Annotated in this window: 22 protein-coding genes and 1 pseudogene; 6 read left to right on the top strand and 17 right to left on the bottom strand. The window is 59.4% G+C overall.

All coding sequences use genetic code 11. The annotated features are described in order from the left end of the window. Positions 1–200 (top strand): annotated as a pseudogene (istB, locus tag BM036_RS04710) (IS21-like element ISSpu5 family helper ATPase IstB); the annotation flags it as partial. A gap of 66 nt (positions 201–266) precedes the next feature. Here the strand turns inward: istB (BM036_RS04710) and BM036_RS04715 are convergent. The 6 genes from BM036_RS04715 to istA form a co-directional block, all read right to left on the bottom strand. After that, positions 267–686, bottom strand: a complete 420-nt coding sequence (locus BM036_RS04715; RefSeq protein ID WP_091849086.1) for a GFA family protein — start codon at positions 684–686, stop codon at positions 267–269. Positions 687–767: 81 nt separating this feature from the next. Further along, positions 768–1,061, bottom strand: a complete 294-nt coding sequence (locus BM036_RS04720; RefSeq protein ID WP_091849087.1) for a HigA family addiction module antitoxin — start codon at positions 1,059–1,061, stop codon at positions 768–770. After that, positions 1,061–1,339, bottom strand: a complete 279-nt coding sequence (locus BM036_RS04725) for a type II toxin-antitoxin system RelE/ParE family toxin (RefSeq protein ID WP_091849088.1) — start codon at positions 1,337–1,339, stop codon at positions 1,061–1,063. The genes BM036_RS04720 and BM036_RS04725 overlap by 1 nt, the downstream gene beginning before the upstream one ends. A 236-nt stretch (positions 1,340–1,575) precedes the next feature. Further along, on the bottom strand, positions 1,576–2,148 hold the full coding sequence (locus BM036_RS04730) for a hypothetical protein (protein ID WP_091849089.1): 573 nt from the start codon (positions 2,146–2,148) through the stop codon (positions 1,576–1,578). Between the two features lie 417 nt (positions 2,149–2,565). Continuing rightward, positions 2,566–3,321, bottom strand: coding sequence for an IS21-like element helper ATPase IstB (gene istB, locus BM036_RS04735; protein WP_091849090.1), 756 nt, complete (start codon positions 3,319–3,321; stop codon positions 2,566–2,568). Between the two features lie 14 nt (positions 3,322–3,335). Continuing rightward, positions 3,336–4,880 carry an IS21 family transposase gene (istA, locus tag BM036_RS04740; RefSeq protein ID WP_425434071.1) on the bottom strand — a complete coding sequence of 515 codons (1,545 nt, stop codon included), beginning with the start codon at positions 4,878–4,880 and terminating at the stop codon, positions 3,336–3,338. A 215-nt stretch (positions 4,881–5,095) separates the two neighbouring features. Here istA and BM036_RS04745 point away from each other — a divergent pair, with 215 nt between their 5' ends. The 4 genes from BM036_RS04745 (at position 5,096) to BM036_RS04760 (ending at position 8,975) form a co-directional block, all read left to right on the top strand. Beyond that, positions 5,096–7,084 carry a response regulator gene (locus BM036_RS04745; protein WP_091849091.1) on the top strand — a complete coding sequence of 663 codons (1,989 nt, stop codon included), beginning with the start codon at positions 5,096–5,098 and terminating at the stop codon, positions 7,082–7,084. Then, the gene (yacG, locus tag BM036_RS04750) at positions 7,084–7,287 is read left to right on the top strand and encodes a DNA gyrase inhibitor YacG (protein ID WP_091849092.1); all 204 of its coding nucleotides are present in this window, start codon (positions 7,084–7,086) and stop codon (positions 7,285–7,287) included. Before BM036_RS04745 ends, yacG begins: the two co-directional genes overlap by 1 nt. Before the next feature lie 120 nt (positions 7,288–7,407). Continuing rightward, entirely contained in the window at positions 7,408–7,977 is a 570-nt protein-coding gene (locus tag BM036_RS04755) for a YfaZ family outer membrane protein (protein WP_091849093.1), read from the top strand. 74 nt (positions 7,978–8,051) lie between these two features. Beyond that, a complete protein-coding gene (locus BM036_RS04760; protein ID WP_091849094.1) occupies positions 8,052–8,975 on the top strand; it encodes a glucosaminidase domain-containing protein in 924 nt (307 codons plus the stop codon). A 15-nt stretch (positions 8,976–8,990) separates the two neighbouring features. On the opposite strand, the gene zapE is transcribed toward BM036_RS04760, so the two are convergent. Continuing rightward, positions 8,991–10,088: a cell division protein ZapE gene (zapE, locus tag BM036_RS04765; RefSeq protein ID WP_091849095.1), complete on the bottom strand. Its 1,098-nt coding sequence runs from the start codon at positions 10,086–10,088 to the stop codon at positions 8,991–8,993. 195 nt (positions 10,089–10,283) lie between these two features. Between zapE and BM036_RS04770 the strand changes: the two genes are divergently transcribed. Beyond that, positions 10,284–10,730, top strand: coding sequence for a Z-ring associated ZapG family protein (locus BM036_RS04770; protein ID WP_091849096.1), 447 nt, complete (start codon positions 10,284–10,286; stop codon positions 10,728–10,730). Between the two features lie 52 nt (positions 10,731–10,782). Here the strand turns inward: BM036_RS04770 and BM036_RS04775 are convergent, their stop codons facing one another. From BM036_RS04775 to mlaE, 10 genes are read right to left on the bottom strand one after another with little or no spacing between them, the layout of a single operon-like run. Beyond that, positions 10,783–11,526: a Nif3-like dinuclear metal center hexameric protein gene (locus BM036_RS04775; RefSeq protein ID WP_091849097.1), complete on the bottom strand. Its 744-nt coding sequence runs from the start codon at positions 11,524–11,526 to the stop codon at positions 10,783–10,785. A gap of 51 nt (positions 11,527–11,577) precedes the next feature. Continuing rightward, complete coding sequence (gene hisC, locus BM036_RS04780; protein WP_091849098.1) at positions 11,578–12,636, bottom strand: histidinol-phosphate transaminase; 1,059 nt, start codon at positions 12,634–12,636, stop codon at positions 11,578–11,580. 9 nt (positions 12,637–12,645) lie between these two features. Continuing rightward, positions 12,646–13,959 carry a histidinol dehydrogenase gene (gene hisD / locus BM036_RS04785; protein ID WP_091849099.1) on the bottom strand — a complete coding sequence of 438 codons (1,314 nt, stop codon included), beginning with the start codon at positions 13,957–13,959 and terminating at the stop codon, positions 12,646–12,648. Between the two features lie 44 nt (positions 13,960–14,003). Beyond that, on the bottom strand, positions 14,004–14,657 hold the full coding sequence (gene hisG, locus BM036_RS04790; RefSeq protein WP_091849100.1) for an ATP phosphoribosyltransferase: 654 nt from the start codon (positions 14,655–14,657) through the stop codon (positions 14,004–14,006). A gap of 38 nt (positions 14,658–14,695) precedes the next feature. After that, positions 14,696–15,958 carry a UDP-N-acetylglucosamine 1-carboxyvinyltransferase gene (murA, locus tag BM036_RS04795; protein ID WP_091849101.1) on the bottom strand — a complete coding sequence of 421 codons (1,263 nt, stop codon included), beginning with the start codon at positions 15,956–15,958 and terminating at the stop codon, positions 14,696–14,698. Between the two features lie 28 nt (positions 15,959–15,986). Next, positions 15,987–16,229: a BolA family protein gene (locus tag BM036_RS04800; protein WP_091849102.1), complete on the bottom strand. Its 243-nt coding sequence runs from the start codon at positions 16,227–16,229 to the stop codon at positions 15,987–15,989. A gap of 50 nt (positions 16,230–16,279) precedes the next feature. Then, complete coding sequence (locus tag BM036_RS04805; RefSeq protein ID WP_091849103.1) at positions 16,280–16,585, bottom strand: STAS domain-containing protein; 306 nt, start codon at positions 16,583–16,585, stop codon at positions 16,280–16,282. Continuing rightward, the gene (locus tag BM036_RS04810; protein ID WP_091849104.1) at positions 16,582–17,277 is read right to left on the bottom strand and encodes an MlaC/ttg2D family ABC transporter substrate-binding protein; all 696 of its coding nucleotides are present in this window, start codon (positions 17,275–17,277) and stop codon (positions 16,582–16,584) included. Before BM036_RS04810 ends, BM036_RS04805 begins: the two co-directional genes overlap by 4 nt. A gap of 27 nt (positions 17,278–17,304) precedes the next feature. After that, a complete protein-coding gene (mlaD, locus tag BM036_RS04815) occupies positions 17,305–17,763 on the bottom strand; it encodes an outer membrane lipid asymmetry maintenance protein MlaD (RefSeq protein WP_091849105.1) in 459 nt (152 codons plus the stop codon). Then, positions 17,763–18,542, bottom strand: coding sequence for a lipid asymmetry maintenance ABC transporter permease subunit MlaE (mlaE, locus tag BM036_RS04820; protein WP_245742486.1), 780 nt, complete (start codon positions 18,540–18,542; stop codon positions 17,763–17,765). Before mlaE ends, mlaD begins: the two co-directional genes overlap by 1 nt. Between the last annotated feature and the right edge of the window lie 7 nt (positions 18,543–18,549).

An 18,549-nucleotide genomic window follows, 5' to 3' on the forward strand; every position in this document is an offset into this window, starting at 1 on the left:
TGGAAGACCGACATGGCCGGCGCTCCACCATTGCCACCAGCCAACTACCCATCGAAGAATGGCATGGTGTAATCGGCGACGCCACTCTGGCAGATGCCATCCTGGACCGGCTTGTTCACAACGCCTACAAGATCAATCTACGGGGCGAATCCATGCGAAAACAGCAGACAAAGTTGACGGGCACTGAGACTTCGGAGTAACAAGAGAAACCCCGCGTCGCTACGCTCCGATGGGTGGCAGCCTTGCTCCGGTCCGGGTGGCAGGCTTCACGTGGAATGGGTGGCAACCTTCAGCGGTTTACGCACATATCGAGGCAGCCCATCCGTGAATTCGTACCATTCAGCCGCTGAGTTAGCATAAATGTGGTAGCTGGGCTTGGCCTCGATCGGTGTTGTCACACTACCAATTCGCAGCCGTAACGTATCAGGCTTTGAATCCAACCTACTGTAGATGGGACTGCCACATTCCCGACAAAATGCCCGTTTCTTGCCTGGCGAGGATTCGAACTCCTTTACCAGTTCCTGGCCAGTAACAATACGAAATTGTGACGCTAGAATGGGGCTGTTGGTAGCGTATGCAGAACCTTGCGCGCGACGACACTGCGAGCAGTGGCACATTGCAATCGGTCCGAGCTCGCCATTGTATTCATATTGAACTAGGCCACACAGGCAACTTCCTTGGAGCATCAGTTCTCCCTTTCGGTATAACGCCTTGACTTTGTCGCGTGCCGGAGCGCCAGCGCAGGCGCGTCCGCCAACAGCCACTGGTTAAGCTGCTTCAAAGTCCAGGGGATGAATGCCATCCAGATTTACCGTGCTGCGGGCCACCCAAAGATCGTACATGTCCTGCATTGCCAACCAGCTCTCAGGAGTGCGCCCGAGAACCTTGGATAGCCGCAGAGACATTTCCGGGCTAATACCACTATCTCCTTTAAGCAGGCGAGACAAAGTGGAAGGTGCTACGCCCAGACTGGAAGCAAGCTGACGGGAACTGATACCGAAAGGCTCCAGGTACACCTCCCGAATGAACTCACCTGGATGCGGCGGATTATGCATAGTCATTAGTGATAATCCTCATAATCAAGAATGTAGGCGTTGCCGTCCTGAAATTCGAACGTCATGCGCCAATTTCCGTTAACCCTAATCGACCACCGGCGTTTGTCTTTGCCCTTAAGTGGATGAAGCCGAAAACCAGGGATATCCATGTCTTCCACTGAAGTCGCCGTATCCAGAGCAGCCAGCTGCATGCGCAGTTTCCTGGCATGATCAGGCTGAATGCCGGAGGTGCTGCCAGTCGAGTAGAATCGCTTCAGTCCTTTGTGACGGAATGATTTAATCATGAGGGAATGCTAGCATGTTGCGCACCACGCAACAATAGAGATTAACGCCGAAGCACAGCGGCAACCTTGGAGTGGCGACGAAGGAGCCACGTAAAGTGCGTCCGGCGGCCATCGGCAGCGAACTGCTGCGTCTTAGAAAATAAATCTGTCCCGGTTTCTTGTCTTGCACAACGGCGCCCTGTCAAGGGCGTCCAGCGGCCGCCAGACGCGTATTAATGCGCCTGGTTATACATCGCTTATAGTTTGCGGGTACGTTCTATGATTACTTCGCCATCTCGATACCCATAGGTTATCTCGGTAACTGAACCGGAAGGACAACAGTTTGGATCGCTTGGGAGGTATGCCTGGAACTTCCTAATTATGTTCGAGGGCGATGTCGTAATCTGATCGTGGCCCGAATAACCCTCACGTTGCGAGTCGGAAAGTTGAGGAAAGTCTGCAGGCCGAACCTCATTGCCTTCTACTTCAAGAAGTTTGTACTCTCCATACCCACCACTACCGTGACCGCGGCTCCACACGATAATCTCTGGATTCCGGTCCCGATCTAAATCAGTTACCCATGCCCCGCGTAATTCACCAGATATCTCGTGAGTATCCTCAAGAATGACATCTTCACCGCGGTTCACCTTTATTGCGACCCCATTAACTGGATAAGGCCCCTCAAAGCCCACCTCTACCTGTGAAACCTCAATATCCAAACCCTCGACATAGAAGGAGCTCGGGAAAGTTTGGGGCACAGATTGTTCTGCGCCGGCTAAGCCGGCAACAGCCAACGAAAACAGCACACAGATGGAAGCCCTAAATTTCATATTATCTCCAGTGTGAAATCAGATAACGAGGCTGTAGAAAAACCCGGTTCGGGGATCTTCCTACCGCCGGACGGCGAAATTTTTTGACCCGCCCATCAACGGAGTGGATCTTCAGATTCCGGTACATGGGAAGCCATTTCGGCTCCAGGAGGCTGCGAAGGCTGCGAAGGCTGCGAAGGCTGCGAAGGCTGCGAAGGCTGATAATACCGGCTTCGATCGGATCCTGCGAACCGCAAAACCGCAAAACCGGGACAGATTTATTTATTCACTAGCCTGGCGACCGTCTGCAAAGCAATCCATGCGGTTTAACACAAATGCCAACAGTGCGTATTCCGGCGAACGTGACCGGTCATTCCGGGGATCGTGACCGTTTTGCACACGGCCATCACGCTGGAGTCAGTTTTGTACTCTGAGCGGTCACGATGGGTCAACCGATTCCGCATTTTGTGCTTTTGCTTTTCGCAGTGATTCCCCCTTCAGATTGAGTCGGTGAGCCCCGTGCAGGAGCCGGTCCATGATGGCGTCAGCCAGCGTGGCGGAGCCGATGTAGTCATGCCAGTGTTCGGTTGGTAACTGGCTGGCGATGAGCGTTGAGCCTCGCCCGTGCCGGTCTTCGATCACCTCCATCAGATCCTGACGTTGTTGTGCCGTGACCTTCTGCATACCCCAGTCGTCCAGGATCAGCAGGTCGGTTTTCAGCAACTGGTTCATCAACCGTGCGTAGCTGCCATCGCCGTGGGCGATGCGCACCTGCTCGAACAGGCGCGGCACGCGCAAGTAGCGAACCGAGAGCCCTTGCCGGCAGGCCTGGTTGCCCAGGGCGCAGGCCAGCCAGGTCTTGCCGCAACCGGTCGGGCCGGTGATGCACAGGTTCAGGGATTGGCGGATCCAGTCACAGCTGGCCAGCCCCGCCATACGGGAGCGCTCCAGCCCTCTCGGGTGGCGGTAATCGACGTCTTCCACGCAGGCAGGGACCCGCAACCGGGCCGCCTTCAGCAGCCGATCCAGACGTCGATTTTCACGATGTAGCACCTCCCGGTCGATCAGCAAGGCCAGGCGTTCCTCGAACGCCAGGTCGTGGGTGTCGGGCTGTGCCCGTTGTTGTTCCAGGGCATCGCACATGCCGGTCAGCTTGAGCTGGCGCAGGGTATCGAGGGTGTTTTGAGTCAACATCAGTGTCTCCGGGATCAGTGGTAGTAGCGGGGGCCGCGAACGTTGGTGTGAACGGGCAGATCGGCCAGTTCCGGTTCTTCCTCGGTCAGTGGCAGAGGCAACTGATCCAGACCCTGCTTCAGGATCGAGGTGATGCTCTGGTAGCTGGCCGAGTTGATGGACAACGCCCGGGCACAGGCTTGCTCCAGCCGATCACGGCTGTAACGTCGACTCAGGTTCAACAGCCCCAGGCAGGCCCGGTAGCCATGTTCGGGATGAGGACGATCCTTGAGCTGGCGCTGCACCACGTCGAGCGTGGCGGGGCCGATGTCCGTGGCCCAGTTCAGGAAGCGGCCCGGTGACCAGTTCTGGTGGGCCTGATGGGACTTGGGCATATGCTCGGTCAGGGTGACGAAGCGGCCCTTGCCGTGACGGGAATGAAGGGCGACCCGCTGGCCCTTGTGCATCACCTCCACGGACGTATCGGTCACCCGAACATCCAGCTTCACGCCCACGAGTGCGTGAGGCACGCTGTACAGCCGTTTGTCGATCTCGATGTGGTAGTCGATGCCCGGTCGTGCCTTGCGCCACTCGGCGTAGACGTAGGGCGTTGCGGGGAGCGGCCTGAGCGCGGGTCGGTCCAGTGCCTCGAACAGGCTTTGGCGGCTCTCGGAGCGCCCCTGGAACGGGCGCTTGTTTAGGGCCGGTAACAGCCCGGTGATGGCTGCATTTAGCTCGGCCAGGGAGAAGAACGTCTGATGTCGTAACCGGGCCAGGATCCAGCGCTCAACCAGCAGCACAGCGGCTTCGGCCTTCGCTTTGTCCTTGGGCTTGTAGGGGCGTGCCGGTAATACCGCCGTCTGGTAATGGGCGGCCAGCTCCGCGTAGGTCTCGTTGATCTGGGGCGTGTATCGGTCTGCCTTGGTGACCGCTGCCTTGAGGTTGTCCGGAACCAGCAGTTCCGGCACGCCACCATAGAACGCCAGCATCCGCTGGTGAGAGGCGATCCAGTCCGGCAGGGACTGGCTCCAGGTGGCCTCGGCGAAGGTGTAACTGGACGCGCCCAGCACGGCCACAAAGACCTGGGCCTTGCGCATCTCGCCGGTGCTACGATCCACCACGGGAACCGTGGGACCGCAGTAGTCGATAAAGATCTTCTCACCGGCCCGATGGACCTGGCGCATGCCGCGCCGCTGCCGGCCGCGCCAGAGCCGGTAGTGGTGGCAGAACTGGCTGTACCGGCGGGCCTTATCGCCGTGGCGCTCCACGTACTCGGCCCACAGCAGTTGCAGGGTGACGCCCTTGGTCTTCAGCTCCTGATGGACCTGGAAGTAGTCGGGCTCGGCAAAGCGTGAAGGCGGCGTTTTGGCCGGGAACAGCTGGGCTTCCAGCCGCGCTTCGTCCGTGCCTTCCGGCAACGGCCAGGTGATGCCTTGAGCGGTGGCCAGGCTGACGTATTTACCGACCACACCCTTGGAAAGGCCACAGGCGCGGGCAATGCGGTCATGGCTCAGGCCCGCTTCGTACTTGAGGCGCAAGACCTCGATGATTTGTCGCATGGAAATCCTCGCTGCCGGCATCCGCCCTTCCTCGTGATGAAAAAGGAAGTGGTATGCCGGATAAAATTGAAGAATTCCAGCGCTTTGGCAGTGATTCCGGAGGAACGTGACCGATGATTCCGGCATCGTGACCGGCGATTCCGGAAAACGACCCGAAATCGGTCACGATAAAACGGAATGAGCGGTCACGATCGCCCGGAACAGGCGGTCACGTTCAAACGGAATGGGTGGTCACGATGGGCCGGAATATGCACGGCCGGCTCGTGCTGACCTCATCATCCGACCAGGTCCAGACTGCGGTACGGGACCGGGCGCTCACCCTGCTGCTGTTCCAGTCCATCGTGGTCATGCTGGGCACCCTTGGCCTGCTGGTTATTGTGCGCTTCATGCTGTCCCGCCACCTGGAGGCCATGGCCGCCTATACCACCCGGCTCAACCTGGATGCCCTGATCGAACCCCTGCGCCTGCAACGTAGGCCACCGTCACGACCGGACGAGCTCAGCGAGATGGAACAGGCCCTGAACCAGATGCGGGAACGCCTTCTCGAGGAAACCCGGGACCTGCGCCAGGCCAGCCGACAATCCATGGACGAGCGGGACGAGGCGGTTCGCGCCAACCACGCCAAGAACCTCTTCCTGGCCAACCTGAGTCACGAGTTGCGGATACCCCTGCAATCGGTGCTGGGCTATGGCAGTCTGTTGCAGGACACGCGAATGGACCAGGAGCAGAGGGATTACGTTGACACCCTGCTGAACGCGGCAGAAGGCCTGTCTGCCATCATTAACGATTTGCTCGATATTTCCAGCATCGAGGCCGGCAAACTTGAGCTGGATGAAATCCCGTTCGATCTGCGCGAAACCCTCCATGACCTGATCAGCATGCTTGGTCCCAGGGCGCGGGAAAAGGGCCTGGCGCTGGAGCTGAGAGTGGATGACAGCCTCCCCGCCCAAGTCGTGGGAGACCCGATCCGCATTCGGCAGATACTGCTCAACCTGACGTCGAACGCCATCATCTATACCGATTCAGGCCACGTCCTGATCAGTGCGGAAGTGCTTGGGCGCAAGGGTGGCCGATCCCAGGTGCGGTTGTCGGTGGAGGATACCGGCACCGGGATCAGCGCGGAAAACCTGCCACTGATTTTCGAGCCCTATGTCCAGTTCGACGTCCGGGCCCGGCGCCAGTTGCCAGGTGCCGGCCTCGGGCTGACCATTTGCCGGCAACTTGTCAGCCTGATGGATGGCCACCTGGACGTGGAAAGCACCCCCGGCGAGGGTTCAACCTTCTGGGCAGAACTGTCCCTGGCGGAAGCCAGCCAGGACGCCCCCAGAAGCCGTACCAGCCTTGGCCATGTCCGGGGGCGCCGTATCCTGGTGGTTGATTCCTATGCGCTGTCCAGGAAAATCACCCTGGAGATGCTCGCGCGGCTGGAGGTCGATATCGAAGCTGTACGCTCCGGCGCTGAGGTACTGGCCACCCTGACCACCGCCGGCGAAGCTGGCACGCCCTTTGACGCCGTCATACTGGACGGCTTTGTCCCGGACATGGAGAGCGATCTCCTTTGCCGCAAGATCCGCGAGAACCCGGCATGGCAGGACACCCGAATCTTTGTCCTCTCCGCCAACCCCCAGCGGGGCGATGGCGAACATTTCCGGGAAGCCGGGGCTGACGCCTTCCTCAGCAAGGCGCTGCGAGAATCCCGGCTGGCGCCCATGCTTAACCAGTTATTCGAGGATGCGGATCAGGGTGATCGCCGCTTCCTGACCCGCTTCTCGTTGCAGAAACCGATGCCGCCCCTGCCCGTGCCAGCTCCGCTACCCTGCGGCCCGATGCAGGTCTTGCTGGCCGAGGACAACCCGGTTAACCGGGCGCTGACACAACGATTACTGGAAAAACTGGGTTGCCAGGTAACCACTGCGACCGATGGCCAACAGGCCCTGGAGGCCTGGCAGCAAGGCAGCTTCGACCTGATCTTCATGGACTGCATGATGCCCCGGCTTGATGGCTACGAAGCCACGCGGCAGTTACGGGCACAGGAAGCCCGGAGCGGAGCGGAGCACACACCGGTGGTCGCCCTGACAGCCAGCGCCATGGAGCAGGACGAAGAGCACAGCCGCCAGGCAGGCATGGACATCTTCGTGGCCAAGCCGGTTAACATCGACATGCTGAGGGCAGTTCTGGAACAATACTGCGCGGAACACAAACCGGAAACCGCGCGAGAAACCTGATGCAAGTAGATTGCCCCACCTGCAAGAAACCCGTTGAGTGGAACGACAAGAACCCTCATCGTCCGTTCTGCTCCGACCGTTGCCGCCTGATCGACCTCGGCGCCTGGGCCAGCGAAGACTACCGTATCCCCTCCCAGCAGCCGGTATCGGAAGACGATCTGCTGGACTCACTGCAACAGCAGGGCTCAGACAAGCCCCACTGAATCGTCCGCCGGCTGAACGGAGTTTAAGTTGAGCACCACCAGCACCGTCGGTAGTATGCGGAAGCGTAACTGACGTGATCCGAGAAGAATGATACAACCAACTTTCAGAGGTATCCCATCATGCTGTTCAGGACTTCTGCCATTGCCCTGCCTGTCGCCCTCTCCCTGGTGGCAGCGCCAGCCATTGCCGCCGATGCAGACTTCAGCCTGACCAATGAGTCCGTAAAGGGTCAGATGAATTTCTTTGACGCCCGCTCGGACATCCAGGCAGGCGCAGGCTATACCTATCATGAAGGCAGCCGCCACCTGATCAACGGCGACTTCCACGCCCAGGGGCGCACGGCGTTGGGCAATCTGCCCACAACAGCCGGCATCGGTTTCCGCGGCCTTGCGTGGGACGACGACGATGACCTGGATGGCGGCGCGGTGGGTATCGGCGGCTTTGCCACCGTGAATATCCCCAACGTTCCGGGCCTGTCCTTCACCGGCAGCGCTCACTATGCGCCCAGCATCCTGTCGTTTGGCGACTCCGATGACCTGACGAACCTGGAACTTCGTGCCAGCTATCGCGTTATCCGCAACGCGGATGTCTTTGCCGGTTACCGGTACATTAACACCGACCTGGATAACAGCAACGGTGATATCAACCTGGATGAAGGCGTCCTGGCTGGCATCAAGATTTTCTTCTGATACAAACCTGAACAGAATTATCCTCGTAGTCACTGGTACACTCCCGATTACCGGAACCAGCTGCGAGGATTCGAATGTCTGCAGGTTTGAGAAGTCTGATGTTGTTTGTGCCCCTGGCGGCGGTAGCGCTCTGGGGCACACTGTACTCTCCCCCTCCCCTGGACCGCACCGCTCCGGACGACGATATCGAGCTAGCCTCCTTGCCAGACCTGCCGGACTGGATTCTTGAACCCCTGCCCAACTTCGACCTCTACCAGGATGTCACCGAGAAAAAGGCCGCCTTCTTCTCCTACCTCTATAGCCGTACCGTGCTGGTTAACAGCCGGATATTGCTGGAACGTCAGCATCTTCAGGCACTTCAGGCCAAGGAGTCACTTGATGATGCCGACAGGGACTGGCTCGCAGCCCAGGCCGAACGACTGCGGGTGGACGAAGACAATGGTAGTGATGAGATGTTCCGTTTGCTGTTGAGACGGCTGGATACCGTCCCGCCTTCACTGGTACTCGCCCAGGCCGCAAACGAATCGGCCTGGGGTACCTCCCGCTTTGCCCGGCAGGGCAACAACCTTTTCGGCCAGTGGTGTTTCTCCCGTGGCTGCGGCCTGGTGCCGCTCAACCGCCCTGAAGGAGCCAGCCACGAAGTTGCGAGTTTTCGCTCTGCCTACCACTCAGTGCGGGCCTACGTGCAGAACCTGAACCGACATCCCGGCTACAGGGCGCTTCGGGACCTGCGAGCCACCATTCGTGAGAAGGGTGAGCATCCCACCGGTGTGCAACTGGCCGCCGGTCTGGGCAGCTACTCGGAACGAGGCGAGGAATACATCCGGGAAATTCGCAGCATGATCCGGTACAACAACCTGGTGTGGTACGACCAGAAGTACCGGGACATCATCGTCCACCGGGACAACATCGAGGGCCTTCTGGAGCTGGCAATAGCCCCGGAAGAGCACCTCCAGCCTGACTATCAAACATCACCGGATACAACATCGGCCAACTGAAAAGGCGCCCTGACGTCAGGCCTTGTGCGGAGCCCCCAGGTACTCCCGTGACTGCATTTCCAGCAGCCGGGACTCGGTCCTCTCAAACTCAAAGCCCAGGCGACCGCCGGCATAGAGGTCGGTGATCGGCGCTTCCGCGGAAATGATCACCTTGACGTTGCGGTCGTAGAACTCGTCAATCATATTGATGAAGCGACGGGCCTGGTCGTCCTTGTCACGACCCAAAACCGGCACATTCGACACTATGATGGTCTGGAACTCCCGGGCCAGCTCGATGTAGTCATTCTGGCTTCGGGGGCCATCACACAGCTCCCGGAACTCAAACCAGACCACATCATCGGCATGGGCCCTGGCCTGCAACTTGCGGCCATTCACTTTCAGGTTAAGGGAGTGGCTGGCAGCCTCCACCGCCAGGCTGTCAAAGCTCCGCCTGAGGCTGATATCCGCCTGCTCGTCCAGTGGCGAGTGGTAAAGCTCTGCCTGTTCAAGGGTCCGCAGACGGTAATCCACGCCACCATCCACATTGACCACGTCGGTGTACTTCTTTACCAGGTCAATGGCAGGCAGGAAGCGGGCGCGCTGCAGGCCATCCCTGTAGAGACCGTCCGGCTGGATATTGGAAGTGCACACTAGCGAGACCCCCCGACTGAACAGTCCGTCCATCAGGGTAGCCAGGATCATCGCGTCGCCGATGTCGGACACGAAGAACTCATCAAAACAGATTACCCGGGCCTCATCGGCAAAGCGGGCGGCGACCTTCTCAAGGGGGTTCTTCTCCCCCTTCAGCTGCTTCAGTTCATTATGGACCCGTTGCATGAAACGGTGAAAGTGGACCCGCATCTTGCGTTCGAAGGGCAGCGACTCATAGAAGGTATCCATGAGATAGGTCTTGCCACGGCCGACGCCTCCCCAGAAATAGAGGCCCTTGACCGGCTCTTCCCGCTTTTTACGGACTTTCAGGGAAAACTTCTTCAGTGGCCTGGCGCGCTCGTTTTCCGCTTCCACCAGTCGCTCGTACAGAGACTGCAGCCGTCTTACGGCGTCTTCCTGCGCCGGATCCCGTTCAAAATCCGGTCGCTCAAGGTCTTGCTGGTATCGTTCCCAGGGTGTCATTCAGAGCCTTCCCCTTTCAGGATCAGGTATCGGGATGAAAAATCGGCGCGGTATTGTCGCAGATTTACGGAGTTGCCGCCATTTTACGGAGCGCGACGGCATTAAGACTTTCGCAGGGACACCAGCCCATGGGCAGGCCCGGTGCTAAACGGGTATACTCTTTTTCATAAGGACTTCCAACAGGACGAGCACTCTATGACAAACCTGATTCTGGCCGCCGTTGCCGCTCTCGCCGCAGGACTGATCATCGGTCTGCTGATTGGCCGTTCCAGCCAGGGTTCCACCCTGCGCCAGCGCCGTGCCGAGCAACAGATTGAAGAACTGCGCAACGAATACACCCGCTACCAGGCCCAGGTGAACGAGCACTTCATGGAGTCGGCTCACCTGCTACGCCGGTTCAACGATGCTTTCCGGGATGTAAACCACCATATGGCCCGTGGTGCCAACCGCCTGGCCAACGACGACGAATGGCTGGAAGAACTGGAGCAGGAGAAGCGCCGAGCCCGTCTGACAGACACCAGCGCCGAGTCAGGCGATGTAGCGGAACCCCCGCGGGACTATGCCCCGAAAAAGGATCCGGAAGAGAAAGGCACCCTGGCGGAAGGCTACGGCCTCACCGATGAAGAAAAGGCAAAGGCCTGATGCCAGCCTGCGCGGCTCTTCACGACTGAGGAGCCGCCAGCTTGCCTGAAACCTATACCGGGTTGTCGCAGTCGATAAACTGGTGCTCTATCCCGAACTCCCTGGCCAGCGCCTCTCCGATCGCCTGCACACCGTAGCGCTCAGTGGCATGGTGACCAGCGCCAAAGTAGTGGATGCCACATTCCCGCGCCGTGTGGGTCGTCGGCTCCGAGGCTTCGCCACTAATATAGGCATCAACGCCAGCCTCTACCGCCAACGGAAGGTAACCCTGAGCCGCCCCGGTGCACCAGGCGACGCGCCGTATCACTTCCGGACCTGCACCTACATGGAGCGGCCTTCGTTCCAGCCTCTCTTCAAGGTGCCTGGCAAATACCTCTGCCGACATAGCCTGCGGCAACTGCCCCTCCCACAGAAGCCCCGAAAGCGGCCTCGGGTCAGCAATACCAAGCACATCCGCCAACTGCCGGTTGTTCCCGTAGTCCGGATGATCGTCCAGGGGGAGGTGGTAGGCGACCAGGTTGACATCGTGGTCAAGCAGGGTCTTGATACGGGCTTTTTTCATACCGGTGAGGGGCTGGGGTTCACCTTTCCAGAAATAACCATGATGTACCAGGACCATGTCTGCACCAGCGTCCACCGCGGCATCAATCAAAGCCTGTGAAGCGGTTACGCCGGTCACCAGGCGACTGACCTGCTCACTGCCTTCTACCTGGAGCCCGTTGGGACAGTAATCCTGGAAGTTCTCCGGCGTCAGCCAGTTGTCCAGGGTTTTCAGGATATCGCTTCGTGTCGCCATGAAATCCTCCCGTCGGTGAGCTGTGACCATGCAGTGAACGCCCGCTGACGCTCAGTTCACCAGACCTTTCAGGGCCTGCAACAATTCATCGTTCTGTTCGGCGGTACCAATGGTAATTCTCAGGAAGTCATCAATTCTTGGCTTGTCGAAATGGCGAACGATGATGCCCCGCTCGCGGAGACGGAGCGCCAGGTCCGCGCCCTTCTGGCTGGCGTGGCGAGCGAAGATGAAGTTTGCCGAGGAAGGCAAAACCTCGAAACCCATGGCAGTCATGGCCAAGGTAACCCGCGCCCGCTCATCCATTACCCGCTGTCGGGTTTCGTTAAACCAGGCTTCATCCTCAAACGCCGCAACCGCTCCCGCCTGGGCCAGGCGGTCCAGGGGATAGGAGTTGAAGCTGTTCTTGACGCGATTCAGGGCCTCGACAAGATCCCGGTGACCTATTGCCAGGCCAACGCGCAGCCCGGCCAGGGAGCGAGCCTTGGACAGGGTCTGGCTTACCAGCAGGTTCGGGTAACGGTCCACCAGTGTGACCGCCGACTCGGCGCCAAAATCCACGTAGGCCTCGTCTACCACCACGACACTGTCAGGGTTACCTGCCACGATCCGTTCAACCTCCACCAATGGCAGTGCCCGGCCAGTAGGTGCGTTAGGGTTTGGGAAGATAATGCCACCATTGGGCACCAGGTAGTCCTGCGGATCGATCTCAAAATCGCCCGTCAGCGGCACCAGCTGGCTTTCCACGCCGTACAGTCCGCAGTAGACCGGATAGAAGCTATAAGTAATGTCAGGAAACAGAATCGGTCGATCCTGCTTCAGCAGGCCCTGGAAAATATGGGCCAGCACCTCGTCGGATCCATTACCGACGAACACCTGCTCCGGTGATACCCCGTAACAGGTGGCAATCACGGAGCACAACTGCTCGCTCTCCGGGTCCGGATACAGGCGCAGGCGCTCATCCAGCTGCGCCCGGATCGCCTCCAGCACCCGGGGCGAGGGACCGTAGGGATTCTCATTGGTGTTGAGCTTCACCAGCCGTTCCATCTTCGGCTGTTCACCCGGAACGTACGGCTTGAGCTGACTGACCAGGGAACTCCAGAACTTGCTCATGGTCGCTCCTCAGCCCTCGTCCCTGATGCGGTACTCGGCGGAACGGGCGTGGGCGGTCAGCCCTTCACCACGGGACAGAACGGAGGCAACACGCCCCATCCGGTCAGCACCGGCGGCCGAAAAGCCAATCAGCGACGAGCGTTTCTGGAAATCATAAACGCCCAGTGGCGATGAAAACCGGGCGGTACCGGAAGTCGGCAGCACATGGTTGGGGCCGGCACAGTAGTCCCCGAGAGCTTCAGCGGTATAGCGACCCATGAAGATCGCTCCCGCATGACGGATCTTCTCCACCAGCGACCGGGGCTCTTCAACGGATAGCTCCAGGTGCTCCGGTGCAATCCGGTTGGAGACCTTCGCCGCCTCCTCCAGGTCCCTTACCTTGATCAGCGCGCCCCGATCAGACAATGAACGGGCAATGATATCGGCCCGCTCCATGGTGGGCAGCAGCTTGCGGATACTTGCTTCCACTGCGTCCAGGAACGCACCATCCGGGCTGATCAGAATCGACTGGGCCTGCTCGTCGTGCTCCGCCTGTGAGAACAGGTCCATGGCAATCCAGTCGGGATCGGTCTTGCCGTCACAGATCACCAGGATCTCGGAAGGGCCGGCAATCATATCGATACCCACGGTACCGAACACCTCACGCTTGGCAGTGGCAACGAAGATGTTTCCCGGACCCACGATCTTGTCCACCGCGGGTACTGTCTCGGTACCGTAAGCCAGCGCACCGACAGCCTGCGCCCCACCCAGGGTAAATACACGGTCAACCCCGGCAATCACCGCAGCCGCCAGTACCATGTCGTTGACCACACCGGCCGGTGTGGGCACCACCATAACCACTTCCGATACCCCTGCCACCTTGGCGGGAATAGCGTTCATCAGCACCGAAGAGGGATAGGCCGCCTTGCCGCCGGGCACGTAGATGCCGACCCGGTCCAGTGGCGTCACCTTCTGCCCCAGCACCGTGCCGTCGACGTCCTCATACTGCCAGGAATCCTGCTTCTGACGCTGGTGGTAATCCCGGATTCGCCCAGCCGCCGCCTCCAGGGCTTCCCGCTGCTCCGCCGGAATCCGCTCCAGGGCCTGCTCCATACGGGTGATGGACATCTCCAGCTCGGCCATGGACGCCACTTCGAGCTGATCAAACTTCGCGGTAAACTCCAGCACCGCCTGGTCGCCCCGCAGCTTCACCTCACCGAGAATATGACGGACCGACTCGTTCACCTGATGGTCGACACTGTCTTCCCATGCCAGGAGGCGGGACAGCGCATCATCAAAACCTGCATCGGAAGCAGACAATCGGGTCATCGAAACGTCGGTCATAACAATCACCTGGAAGCAACACAAAGTGTCAGTAAACGGGAACCTCAGGCTTCAACAGCCCGGCGAGCCTCTACAGCCTGCCCCATCTTCTCGATAATGGGCTGCAACAGGGCGTGCTTCATCTTCATGGACGCCCGGTTGGCTATCAGGCGGGTACTGATGTTCTCGATCAGGTCCCGCGCCTCCAGCCCGTTGGCCTTCAGCGTATTACCAGTATCCACAATATCCACGATCTCATCGGCCAATCCCAGGATCGGCGCCAGCTCCATCGCCCCATAGAGCTTGATGATATCCGCCTGGCGTCCCTGGGCCGCGTAGTAACGACGCGCCAGGTTCACGAACTTGGTGGCCACCCGCAAGCGCCCCTGGGGGGCCGGCTGTCCCTTGACCCCGGCGGTCATCAGCCGGCAGCGGGAAATATTCAGGTCAAGTGGCTCATAGAGCCCCTCACCCCCGTGCTCCATCAGCACGTCCTTGCCGGTCACACCCAGGTCGGCACCACCATACTGGACGTAGGCAGGAACGTCCGTCGCGCGGATAATCAGCAAACGTACATTGGGGTCGGTGGATGGGAACACAAGCTTGCGGGACTTACTGATATCGTCCACGAACTCGATTCCAGCTTCCCGCAACAACGGAATGGTCTCGTCGAGTATGCGCCCCTTCGAGAGCGCAATGGTAATCGAAGTCTCGGTCATCGGTAATCCGTCCGGTTCGAATGTCTTGGCCGCCCGTCTCACCCCGGTATGCGGCGGATACTCGCGCCCAGCAACTGGAGCTTCTCTTCAATACACTCATAGCCCCGGTCGATATGGTAGATGCGATCCACGATGGTATCGCCGTCGGCCACCAGGCCGGCAATGACCAGGCTGGCCGAGGCACGCAGGTCTGTCGCCATGACTGGCGCGCCGGTCAGGTGGGGCACCCCCTTGATGATGGCTGCGTTACCCTCGAGGGTAATATCTGCGCCCATCCGGCTCAGCTCCTGGATGTGCATGAAGCGGTTCTCGAACACCGTCTCAACAATCGTACCGGTACCTTCCGCCACCGTGTTCATGGCGGCGAACTGGGCCTGCATATCGGTGGGGAAAGCCGGATAAGGCGCGGTCCGCAGGGAAACGGCCTTGGGTCGGTTGCCTTTCATATCCAGCTCGATCCAGTCCTTACCGGTACTGATATGGGCACCAGCTTCCTCAAGCTTGAGCAATACCGCTTCGAGCAGGTCTTCCCGGGTGTCTTTCAGCCGTACCCGGCCACCAGTTGCCGCCGCCGCCACCAGGTAGGTACCGGTTTCCACGCGATCAGGCAGTACGTCGTAATGGCAGCCATGGAGACGTTCCACCCCATGGATTTCGATCGTGGCGGTACCGTATCCTCGGATGTCTGCTCCCATGGCAATCAGGCACTCGGCCAGGTCCACTACCTCCGGCTCACGGGCAGCGTTTTCCAGAATAGTGACGCCATCCGCCAGGGCCGCCGCCATCATCAGGTTCTCGGTGCCAGTCACCGTCACAGTATCCAGGAAGATATGGGCACCCTTCAGACGACCGTTGGATTTCGCGTGGATGTAGCCGTTCTCAACCCGCACTTCGGCGCCCATCTGCTCAAGGCCGTGGATATGCAGGTTGACCGGTCGGCTGCCAATGGCACAACCGCCAGGCAAGGATACTTCGGCAGAACCGAAATGAGCCACCAGCGGCCCCAATACAAGGATGGATGCCCGCATGGTCTTGACCAGCTCATAGGGGGCGACGGTTTCCTTGAGGGTACCGGCGTTCACCTGCACGCTCATCTTCTCGTCGATCATCACCTCGATACCCATGCGGCCCAGCAGCTCGATCATGGTGGTAATGTCGTTCAGGTGAGGCAGGTTGCCTACGGTTACCGGCTCGTCGGCCAGCAGTGTGGCGGCAAGGATCGGCAGTGCCGAGTTCTTGGCACCGGAAATACGGATCTCGCCATTGAGCGGCTTACGACCCCGGATCAGTAATTTGTCCACATCGAATTCCTGTTGTCGTGCGCCGGCGTTACTGCTGACGGGCTGCCCACTGGGCCGGGGTAAATGCGCGGATGGTCAGGGCATGGATTGTGCCATCATCCAGCTGCTCCCGAAGGGCCCCGTAAATCAGCTGCTGCTTTTTGACAGGAGACATGCCTTCGAAGCGGTCACCGACAGCGACCACCAGATAGTGGTTACCATCGTTCTGGACCTGAATTTCACAGTCGGGCAGCTCCTGGCGGACCCGTTCGGCAACGTCCTGGGCTTGCATACGCGGTTTAACCTCAAAGTTTTACGAAACGAAGGCGGAATTGTACCGGATTATAGGGAGCCGGTCAGCCAGCTGGAAACGCCATTCAGGCGGGAGAGTTCAAGCAGGTCAGGGGAGGCCCCTTCATAGGTGAGGGTCTGGGACCTGGCTGCCGCCGCCCGGTGCCAGCACAGCAATAACGACAGCAGCAGGCTACTGGCTGTAGACACCGATGACAGGTCAATGGTGACCACCGACTGCCCTGACTGCTGCGAAAGCCAGTCTTCACCCTGCTGCCGCAGACACACTACGTTGTCTGCGGTCACCTGGCCGGCGAGCTCGAGGCGCTCACCGGCGACACGGACACTGGCCGTCATTCCTGATTCGCGCCCTGGTCCATTTCGTCATCCAGGTTGAGGGAAGCCACTGCCTCGCCCCAGTTATCGATGACGGCATCCACATCGCCTCGACGAGCCTCCATTTCCTGGGCAAACCGGTCACGGAATGCCAGGCCAATGTTGACCCCTTCAACAATTACGTTTTCCATCAGCCAGTCACTGTCACTGCCCTTGCGATACATGGAGTAGGTGACCTGGTAGCGGTCACCTGACTCGGTGGTCACCAGCAGGTTCACCGACGCGCGATCATCGTCGCGGGGGTTGATCTCGGCCTGCTGAACCTCGATCTCGAAACTGTCGGAATTGTTCACCAGCGCCTGGGCATAGCTGTCAAACAGGCTGCGCTTGAAGCGAACGACGAACTCATCCCGCTGTTCGGGGGTAGTCTGGCGCGCGTAACGCCCCATTACCCGGGCAGCAATCCGGCGAAAATCCACAAAACCGGTAAGGGCCTCTTCCATCTCACCGTAAAAGGATTCGGGGTCCTGTTCGTACAGGCCCTTCTCTTCGTTCAGGCGCTCTACCAGTTTCTGGGTGTTCTCATCCACGTACTTGGCCAGGTCCTGGTTGTTGGCAACAGCCGGACGAGCCAGCAAGGCGGACACCAGCACCATGGCAAACAACGCCAGTGTATAAGGTGTGAGACGAACTGTGTGGCGAACCGCGGTCATGGGTTTCTCCTGAGTTGCTTTCCTGACTTAGTCGCCACCCTGACCGGAGGCGAAATTGCTGATCATGCGCTCAATATTGAGCGCCGACTGGGTTTCGTAAAAAGTATCTCCATCCGCCAGCGACTGCATATCAGCGCCCGGGGAGATATCAATATACTGCTCACCCAGCAAACCCGATGTACGTATGATCGCTGAGCTATCGGCAGGGATGGAATCGATGGCGGCAGAGATATCCATCACCACCCTTGCCTGGAACGTCTCCTGGTCAAGCGTCACTTCGCGGATCTGCCCTACCTGGACACCCGCCATGGAAACCCGCCCCCTGGGCCCCAGCCCGCCGGCGTCGTTGAAATAGGCGTCGACCGTGTAGGTATCACCGGCCGGCTTGAAGGTCAGCCCGCTCACCTGCAACGCCAGGAACAACAGCGCTGCGCCACCGGCCAGGATGAACAGACCAACGATAATCTCTGTCGTTCTCTGAGCCATCAGAAACTCCCGAACATGACGGCGGTCAGGACGAAGTCGAGACCAAGTACCGTCAAGGATGAAAATACCACCGTTCTGGTAGTGGCGGCGCTGATGCCCGCGGACGTCGGCACACAGTCGTAGCCCTGATAGACGGCAATCCAGGTGCAGGCGACACCGAATACCAGGCTTTTGATAACACCATTGACCACGTCATCCGCGAATGCCACAGATGCCTGCATATTGCCCCAGTAGGAGCCCTCAAACACACCCAGCCATTCCACACCAACCAGCATACCGCCCCAGATACCCACCACCGAAAAAATCAGCGCCAGCAACGGCATGGAAATAAACCCGGCCCACAGGCGTGGCGCCATGACCCGGCGCAGAGGGTCGACCCCCATCATTTCCATACTGGACAGCTGTTCCGTTGCCTTCATCAGACCGATCTCCGCTGTCAGCGCCGACCCGGCCCGGCCGGCAAACAGCAAGGCGGTGACCACCGGCCCCAGTTCCCGCAAAAGCGTGAGCGCGATCATCTGGCCAATGGCGCTTTCAGAACCGAAATCAGTAAGAATGGTATAGCCCTGAAGCGCGAGCACCATGCCAATAAACAGCCCGGACACAATGACAATCGCCAGGGAAAGTACGCCAATCCTGTAGATCTGCTGTATCAGCAAAGGGCCACCCACCGAAGGGTTCGGCGCGCCCACCAGCGACCTCCACAGGAAGAAGCCGGCCCGCCCGAGGGAAGCCAGGGTGTCCAGGCCCCGGCGCCCCACACGGGCAATACGGTTCATCAACGCA

This window comes from Marinobacter segnicrescens (genome assembly GCF_900111555.1).
In the GTDB taxonomy this organism is placed as follows: domain Bacteria; phylum Pseudomonadota; class Gammaproteobacteria; order Pseudomonadales; family Oleiphilaceae; genus Marinobacter; species Marinobacter segnicrescens.